11 protein-coding genes are annotated in these 7,878 nt (G+C 64.8%); 7 read left to right on the plus strand and 4 right to left on the minus strand.

The genetic code is table 11. From position 1 onward, the window contains the following. Positions 1-143: 143 nt before the first annotated feature. Together FFS60_RS09025 and FFS60_RS09030 are read right to left on the minus strand one after the other, a co-directional pair. Positions 144-1,106, minus strand: a complete 963-nt coding sequence (locus tag FFS60_RS09025) for a FecR domain-containing protein (RefSeq protein WP_137821770.1) — start codon at positions 1,104-1,106, stop codon at positions 144-146. A 1-nt stretch (position 1,107) separates the two neighbouring features. After that, positions 1,108-1,629: a sigma-70 family RNA polymerase sigma factor gene (locus tag FFS60_RS09030; RefSeq protein ID WP_137821771.1), complete on the minus strand. Its 522-nt coding sequence runs from the start codon at positions 1,627-1,629 to the stop codon at positions 1,108-1,110. A 166-nt stretch (positions 1,630-1,795) separates the two neighbouring features. On the opposite strand from FFS60_RS09030, the gene FFS60_RS09035 reads away from it, so the two are divergent. Further along, entirely contained in the window at positions 1,796-2,203 is a 408-nt protein-coding gene (locus FFS60_RS09035) for a PA2779 family protein (RefSeq protein ID WP_137821772.1), read from the plus strand. Next, a complete protein-coding gene (locus FFS60_RS09040) occupies positions 2,203-3,168 on the plus strand; it encodes a PA2778 family cysteine peptidase (RefSeq protein ID WP_137821773.1) in 966 nt (321 codons plus the stop codon). The genes FFS60_RS09035 and FFS60_RS09040 overlap by 1 nt, the downstream gene beginning before the upstream one ends. A 156-nt stretch (positions 3,169-3,324) precedes the next feature. On the opposite strand, the gene FFS60_RS09045 is transcribed toward FFS60_RS09040, so the two are convergent. After that, the gene (locus FFS60_RS09045) at positions 3,325-3,828 is read right to left on the minus strand and encodes a murein L,D-transpeptidase family protein (RefSeq protein ID WP_137821774.1); all 504 of its coding nucleotides are present in this window, start codon (positions 3,826-3,828) and stop codon (positions 3,325-3,327) included. 42 nt (positions 3,829-3,870) lie between these two features. Next, on the minus strand, positions 3,871-4,425 hold the full coding sequence (locus FFS60_RS09050; protein WP_028630287.1) for an NUDIX hydrolase: 555 nt from the start codon (positions 4,423-4,425) through the stop codon (positions 3,871-3,873). A gap of 169 nt (positions 4,426-4,594) precedes the next feature. Between FFS60_RS09050 and FFS60_RS09055 the strand changes: the two genes are divergently transcribed. The 5 genes from FFS60_RS09055 to FFS60_RS09075 form a co-directional block, all read left to right on the plus strand. After that, complete coding sequence (locus tag FFS60_RS09055) at positions 4,595-5,197, plus strand: CoA pyrophosphatase (RefSeq protein WP_028630288.1); 603 nt, start codon at positions 4,595-4,597, stop codon at positions 5,195-5,197. 20 nt (positions 5,198-5,217) lie between these two features. Beyond that, on the plus strand, positions 5,218-5,742 hold the full coding sequence (locus tag FFS60_RS09060; protein WP_028630289.1) for a gamma carbonic anhydrase family protein: 525 nt from the start codon (positions 5,218-5,220) through the stop codon (positions 5,740-5,742). Next, on the plus strand, positions 5,742-5,951 hold the full coding sequence (locus FFS60_RS09065; protein WP_171016506.1) for a DUF1289 domain-containing protein: 210 nt from the start codon (positions 5,742-5,744) through the stop codon (positions 5,949-5,951). The genes FFS60_RS09060 and FFS60_RS09065 overlap by 1 nt, the downstream gene beginning before the upstream one ends. Positions 5,952-5,968: 17 nt before the next feature. Continuing rightward, positions 5,969-7,150 carry a formate-dependent phosphoribosylglycinamide formyltransferase gene (purT, locus tag FFS60_RS09070; protein WP_137821776.1) on the plus strand — a complete coding sequence of 394 codons (1,182 nt, stop codon included), beginning with the start codon at positions 5,969-5,971 and terminating at the stop codon, positions 7,148-7,150. Continuing rightward, the coding region (locus FFS60_RS09075) for an SGNH/GDSL hydrolase family protein (protein WP_137821777.1) at positions 7,147-7,878 on the plus strand (732 nt) is incomplete at its 3' end. The genes purT and FFS60_RS09075, both read left to right, overlap by 4 nt.

Raw genomic sequence — 7,878 nt, forward strand, 5'->3', positions numbered from 1 at the left:
TGTCACGCGAGATCGAAAAAAAGGCTCAGCTTTCGAAAAAAAAGTTATGGGTGCCGTCTTGGGCTCAACGCCCTCCTGCCCACGGGGCGAGTCGTAGGATGGCGTGGAGCGCAGCGATACCCATCGTTCCGAGCCTCCGGGTGTCACCCCGTGGCGCGCGGATGCACCTTGACCCAGTAACGGGTCAGGCTGTGCACCTCCACCGGCAGCGCCTTGGGCAACATGGCGATAATGCGTTCGGTGTTATCCAGCGGGTAACTGCCGGAGATCAGCAGCCCGGCCACCTGTGGGTCGCAGCCAAGGTGGCCGCGGCGGTAGCGGCCCAGTTCGGCGAGGAAGTCGTCCAGGCGCATATGGCTGGCGACCAGCATGCCCTGGGTCCAGGCCAGGTTGTCTTCGCTGGCGCTTCTCGGTGTGCCGATGCGTGTCGGCGAGAGGTTGGCCTGCTGGCCGGGCAGCAGCGACTGGCTTTGGCCGTCGGCCAGCAGATCGGCGCTGCCATCGAACAGGCTGACCCGACTGCTGCGTTCGAGGATGCGCACATTGAGGCGGCCACCACGGCTTTCGATCAGCCCTTGAGGCGTGTGGATGCGCAGCGGACGTGAGTCGCTGACGGCATCGACGAGGATTTCCCCCTGGCGCATCTCGATCAGTCGTTGCCCGGCATCGAAGCGGATATCCACAGCGCTGGCGGTGTTCAGCTCCAGGCGCGAGCCATCGGCCAGTTTGAGCGCGCGGCGTTCGCCGACACCGGTGGCCTCATCACTGCGCAGGGCCAGCAGGGGTTCGCTGTCGCGCAGGCTGATGGCGCCGCCGCCGACCAGGGCGCAGAGCACCAGCAGTTTCAGGGCCTCGCGGCGGCTGCGGCGGGCGGGGGCGCCCAAGGCTGCCAGGGTCAGCGGTGTGTCCAGGCCGCGCAGGCCAAGGTTGATCGCCTCGATACGCTGCCAGGCGCGTTCATGTTCGGCGTCGGCGGCGCGCCAGTCCTGCCAGGCCTGCCGGCGCTGGTCGCTGATATCGCCACCCTGCAGCTCCACCAGCCATTCCACGGCCTGCTCGGCGACAGCCGGGGCGATTCGGCTGCGGTCCACGGCAGAGAGGTTCATCTCAGAAGCTCTCCGCGAAGTAACAGCGCTGGGCAGCCTTGACCATGTGGCGTTTGACAGTGGAGAGGGAAATGTCGAGCTGGTCGGCGATTTCTGCGTAGGTCATGCCGTCCACCTGGGCCAGCAGGAATACCTTCTTCGCCACGGCTGGCAGGCCGTCCAGCAGGCGGTCCAGCTCCACCAGGGTTTCCAGGATGATGGCGCGTTCCTCTTCGCTCGGGGCCAGGGCTTCCGGTTGCGCGGCGAGGGCTTCGAGGTAGGCGCGCTCGATGTCCTGGCGGCGGTAGTGGTTGGCCAATACGCGTTTGGCCACTGTGGTGAGGAAGGCGCGGGGCTCCAGGATCACCGGTTTTTCCCGTGCCAGCAGGACGCGCAGGAAGGTGTCCTGGGCGAGGTCGGCGGCATTCTGTGGGCAGCCCAGGCGACGGCGCAGCCAGCCCGTCAGCCAACCATGGTGATCGCGGTAGAGCGTGTGCAGGGATTCGGCCGGCGGAGGCGGAAGGACGTCGGCACCGTGATTCAAGAGCTGGACTCGGAAGCAAATGGGAATATTTCGCATTCTATAGCTGCCGGCCGGAGTTCAGCAATAATCTGAATATCAGGATGAATCTTCCGCATTTGTTGGAGGAAAGCTGGAACCGGAAAACACGCTCCGTGGTCAATTGGCCACAATATCTGGAGAAACCACCATGCTCTCGCGTCCTTGCAACCGTCGTCTCGCTTCCTGCCTGATTGCCAGCCAGTTCCTCTTCCTCGCCCAGATGCCCCTGGCCCAGGCCGCCATGATCGGCACCCCCCAGGCCCTGCAGGAGCAGCAGTTGCCGCAGCAGCAACCGGTGGACCAGGCACAGCTGCGCGCCATGCTCGACGACAAGCAGGTGCAGCAGAAGCTCGAATCCCTCGGCGTGCCGCGTGAACAGGTGGAAGCGCGAATCGCCAGCCTGACCCCGGCCGAACTGCAGCAGTTCAACCAGCGCCTGGAGCAGGAGCCGGCCGGTGGCTGGGTGGGCATCATCGTGCTGTTCCTGGTGATCTTCATCATCACCGACATGCTCTGCGCCACAGACATCTTCAGCTTCGTCAAGTGCATCAACTGATGCGGCTCTGGCTTGCCTTGCTGACGCTGGCACTTGCGGGCTGTGCCGGACAGCAACCCATGCTGTCACCGCACAGCGATCGACTGCCGCAACGGGTGGAACTGACCCAGACGCCGTTCTACCCGCAGGAGATCTACCAGTGCGGTCCGGCGGCGCTGGCCACGGTGCTGGTGCAGCGCGGGGTGCAGACCTCGCCTGAGGCGCTGGCGCCGAAGGTCTATCTGCCCGCCAGGCAGGGCAGCCTGAAGCTGGAACTGGTGGCCGCCGCGCGCCAGCACGGCATGCTGGTCTACCCGCTGCAACCAAGCCTGGATGCGCTGTTGGCACAGGTGGCGGCCGGTAATCCGGTGCTGGTAATGCAGAACCTCGGCCTGGACTGGCTGCCGCGTTGGCACTTCGCAGTAGTGGTGGGTTTCGATCGCAGCAAGGATGAACTGGTGCTGCGTTCCGGCACCGAAAAACGCTGGGTCACCGACCTGCGCAGCTTCGACCGCACCTGGCAGCGCGCCGAGCGTTGGGCGGTGGTGACGGTCCCTGCGGACCAGTTGCCGGCAGAGGCGCAGCTGGAACCCTGGCTCAAGGCCGCCAGTGACCTGGAGGAAACCGCCCAGCGCCCAGTGGCTGAGCGGGCCTACCGCACTGCTGCCGAACACTGGCCGAAGGAGCCGTTGCCGCTCTTCGCCCTGGCCAACGCCCGCTATGCCGATGGCGATCGCGACGGTGCCGAGCGTGCCTTGCGTGAAAGTCTGAAGCGCAAGCCGGACTACGCGCTGGGCTGGTTCAATCTCTCCGAGGTGCTCAACGAAAAAGGTTGTACGGCCCAGGCGAGCCAGGCGCGGGCCTGCGCTCGCCAACTGGCGCCCCAAGATCCGCGCCTGGCAGCGCCACTGGCCGCAGGGACCGCTATCAAGGGGCAGTGCGGGGCGTTGCCGGTGTGTGGGGAAGGGGCCGCCATTCGCGAATGAATTCGCCCCTCATCGCGAAGCGGGGGGCAATTGCAGAACACCGGCGCAATCCATCCTTCGAACCGGCCACTTGTCGGGCTTCGCGTAGTTCAGCCTGATCCAGGGAGAAGCCCACGAAAAAGGCGCCAGATGGCGCCTTTTTCGTGGCTGATGCACTCAGGGGCGGATCTCGATCAGGGTGCCGTCCTTCACCAGGCTCCAGATTTCGCGCATGTCCGAGTTCCTCATGGCGATGCAGCCTTCGGTCCAGTCGAGCGTATGGAAGTACCACTCCGGGTATTCCTCATCCAGCGGGGTGCCGTGGATCATGATCATGCCGCCCGGCGATACGCCCTTTTCCCGGGCCTTGGCGGCATCGCGGGCATTGGGGTAGGAGATGTGCAGGGAGAGATTGAACTTGTCGCTGGTCTTGCGCCAGTCGATCCAGTAGAAGCCTTCCGGGGTGCGCTGGTCGCCTTCGCGCAGCTTGGCGCCGAGCGGTTGCTTGCCGAGCGAGATGCGGTAGGTCTTGAGAATGTCACCGCGATTCATCAGCAGCAGCTTGCGCTCCGATTTCACCACCATGACCTTGTCGATGGCTTTGCCACCCAGCGTCGGCGTGGTGCTCGCCTGGGCGAGAGCCGAAAGGCTCATGATTAGTACGACTAGCAGCCAGCGCATCGGCACGACATCCCCACAGTGTTCAAGTAAACAGATTAGCGGTCAGGCTTTTTTGTAGTAGGCCAGCAACGGTGCCAAGGGCTCGTTGCGCACCGGGAAGACCTGCCCGGTACGGTCAGCGAAATAACATTCTAAGGTACGGCCCACGGTCGGAAAAGCCAGCTCCGACCAGGGAATATCCCGTTCGTGGAAAAGGCGCACTTCCAGGCTTTCGTCACCGGCTGCGAAGTCCAGGTCGACCAGTTCGGCGCGGAAGAAGGTGTACACCTGGCTGATGTGCGGCAGATCGAACAGGGTATAGAGGCTGAGGTTGCGCACCCGCGCGCAGGCTTCTTCGAGGGTTTCGCGGGTGGCGGCCTGTTCCATGGTCTCGCCGTTCTCCATGAAACCGGCGGGTAGCGTCCAGTACCCCTTGCGTGGGTCGATGGCGCGACGGCAGAGCAGCACCTGCTGCTCCCACACGGGCAGGCAGCCGGCGACGATGCGCGGATTCTGGTAATGGATGGTGTGGCAGCGTTCGCATACATAGCGCAGGCGGTTATCGCCTTGGGGAATGCGCTGGGCGACCAGGCCGCCGCACTGGCTGCAGAATTTCATCGGGGTTCCTCTGGCTCAGGCGCTCATCTTGGCGCGGCATGGTGTCGCACGGCAAGCGGCGTACAGGGCAAACCAAAGATGGTGAATGGTGCGTCCGGTCGGCGCGGGGCTTGGGCGTCCCCAAGGTTCGTGCCATGATGCCCGGCAGTCGAGAACAATGAGAAAGTCCATGCTGGATGACCTGCTCCGTCGTGTGCAGAGCTACTCCCCGAGAACCTTGGAGACCGATCACGACTTCCCCGAAGCTGCGGTGCTGGTGCCCATCACACGCAGCGACGAGCCCGAACTCGTCCTGACCCTGCGCGCCAGTGGGCTGTCCACTCACGGCGGTGAAGTCGCCTTTCCCGGTGGCCGTCGCGATCCCGAAGACCCCGACCTGATCCGCACCGCACTGCGTGAAGCGGAAGAAGAAGTGGGCCTGCCTCCGGGGTTGGTGGAGGTCATCGGCCCGCTCAGCACCCTGGTCTCTCGTCATGGCATCAAGGTCACGCCTTTTGTGGGGCTGGTTCCGGACTTCGTCCAGTACAAGGCCAACGACGGTGAGATCGACTCGGTCTTCAGCGTGCCGCTGGCGTTCTTCCGTGACGACCCCCGGCAGGTGACCCACCGCATCGACTACCTCGGCTGCAGCTGGTACGTGCCCAGCTACCAGTATGGCGAATACAAGATCTGGGGCCTGACCGCGATCATGGTCGTCGAACTGGTCAACCTGGTGTACGACGCCCGCATCGACATGACCCGTGCCCCCGAACGCTTCATAAAACTCAAATAAGCCCTTCCGAGGAGCGCCTGATGAAATACCGCCTTGGAACCGCCCAGGTCGAAGCCCACCCCGACAGTTGGGCCGCCCCCAATGCCACCCTGGTCGGCAAGGTCCGCCTTGATGCCGGTGCCAGCGTCTGGTTCGGCGCCGTGCTGCGCGGCGACAACGAACTGATCCACATCGGTGAGAACAGTAACGTCCAGGATGGCACTGTGATGCACACCGACATGGGCTACCCGCTGAACATTGGCCGCTCCGTCACCATCGGTCACAACGCCATGCTGCACGGCTGCTCGGTGGGGGACTTCAGCCTGATCGGCATCAACGCCGTGGTCCTTAACGGCGCGAAGATCGGCAAGTACTGCATCATCGGCGCCAATGCGCTGATTCCCGAAGGCAAGGAAATCCCCGACGGCTCGCTGGTCATGGGCTCCCCCGGCAAGGTGGTGCGCGAGCTGACCGAGCAACAGAAGAAGATGCTCGAGGCCAGTGCCGCTCACTATGTACACAACGCCCAGCGCTATGCGCGCGACCTGGCGGAGCAGGACGATTGATGGACGCCGAACGCCCCGTCCGCTCGCCCTGCGTGCAGGTCTGCGTACTGGATGACCATGACATCTGCAGCGGCTGCCAGCGCACCGCCGATGAAATTACCCGCTGGGGTCGCATGGACAATGCCGAACGCCGCGAGGTCCTGGCGCGCTGTTTCGAGCGCGCCAAGGCCAGTGGCCTGTTCATGACGTCCCCGACCCAGGCCTCTTGACTCCCCGAGGAAACGACATGCCCCGTATTGGAACCCCCTTGTCGCCCAGCGCGACCCGTGTACTGCTGTGCGGCTCCGGCGAGCTCGGCAAGGAGGTGGTGATCGAACTGCAGCGCCTCGGCTGCGAAGTGATTGCCGTTGACCGTTATGCTGATGCTCCCGCCATGCAAGTGGCTCATCGCAGCCATGTGATCAACATGCTGGATGGTGCCGCCCTGCGTGCGGTGATCGAGCAGGAAAAACCGCACTACATCGTGCCGGAGATCGAAGCCATCGCCACGGCGACCCTGGTCGAGCTGGAAGCTGAAGGCTTCACCGTGGTGCCTACCGCTCGCGCCGCCCAGCTGACCATGAACCGCGAAGGCATCCGTCGTCTCGCGGCTGAGGAGCTGGGCGTACCCACCTCGCCCTATCACTTCGCCGACAGCTTCGAAGACTACCGCGCCGCCGTGGCCAGCGTTGGCTACCCCTGCGTGGTCAAGCCGATCATGAGTTCTTCCGGCAAAGGCCAGTCGGTGCTGAAGTCCGACGCTGACCTCCAGACGGCCTGGGACTATGCCCAGGAAGGTGGTCGTGCCGGCAAGGGGCGGGTGATCGTCGAGGGCTTCATCGATTTCGACTACGAAATCACCCTGCTCACCGTGCGCCACGTCGGCGGTACCAGCTTCTGTGCGCCCATCGGCCACCGCCAGGTGAAGGGTGACTACCACGAGTCCTGGCAACCCCAGGCCATGAGCCCGAAGGCCTTGGCCGAATCCGAGCGCATTGCCCAGGCAGTGACCGAGGCCCTGGGTGGTCGCGGTCTCTTTGGCGTCGAATTGTTCATCAAGGGCGATCAGGTGTGGTTCAGCGAGGTTTCTCCGCGTCCGCATGACACCGGTCTGGTGACCCTGATCTCCCAGGACCTGTCCGAATTCGCCCTGCACGCGCGCGCCATCCTCGGATTGCCGATCCCGGCAATCCGCCAGGTGGGGCCGTCCGCTTCGGCGGTGATCCTGGTCGAAGGCACGTCCAGCCAAGTCAGCTTCGGCAACCTGGGTGCCGCCCTCAGCGAGCCGGATACCGCCCTTCGCCTGTTCGGCAAGCCGGAAGTAGACGGCCAGCGCCGCATGGGCGTGGCCCTGGCGCGGGACGAATCCACTGACCTGGCGCGGGCCAAGGCGACCCGTTCGGCCCAGGCGGTAGACGTCCAGCTGTGATTCGCCTGGCCGGGCTTTGCTGGTGGGTAGCGGCGCTGCCGCTGTTGCCCCTGGCGCTGCCCATGGCTGTGCATACCCGCCGTACCGCCCTGCGCCTGTCGCCAGCTGCCGGGCCTGAGAGCGGTCTTGCCGGGGGCGGGCTCGAGGGCGCGCCCCTGCGTCTGCTTTTGATAGGTGAGTCCACCGTCGCCGGTGTCGGCGCCTCCTGCCTGGACTTCGCCCTGCCCGGGCAACTGGCCGCTGCGCTGGCGTCGCGTCTGGGCCGTCCCGTCGCCTGGCGGGCTTGTGGCGAGAATGGCATCACCGCCGGCGAAGCCCGGGAGCGGCTGTTGCCGCAGGTGGCGGAGGAGCCTGTCGACCTAGTGCTGCTGGTCTTCGGCGTCAACGACACCACGCATTTCAGTTCCAGCCGAAGATGGCAGGCATCCCAGCAGGCGCTGGCTCGCCATTTCGTCGAGCGAGGTGCGCAGGTTGTGTTTGCCGGCGTGCCGCCCTTGCAGCATTTCAGTGCCTTGCCCTGGCTGCTGCGTCATTTGCTGGGTTGGCGGGCGCGCTTGCTGGACCGGCAGTTGCGAGCGCTCGCGGTGCGCGAAGGGTTGGCGTGCTGTGCTACCCGTCTGGAGATGCGCCCGGATTACCTGGCACTGGATGGCTATCATCCGTCGTCGCTGGGCTATCGCGTCTGGGGTGAGGCACTGGCGGACTGGATGGTCGGCAGGGTCGGGGAG

The organism is Pseudomonas sp. D(2018), assembly GCF_005502555.1.
Classification (GTDB): domain Bacteria; phylum Pseudomonadota; class Gammaproteobacteria; order Pseudomonadales; family Pseudomonadaceae; genus Metapseudomonas; species Metapseudomonas resinovorans.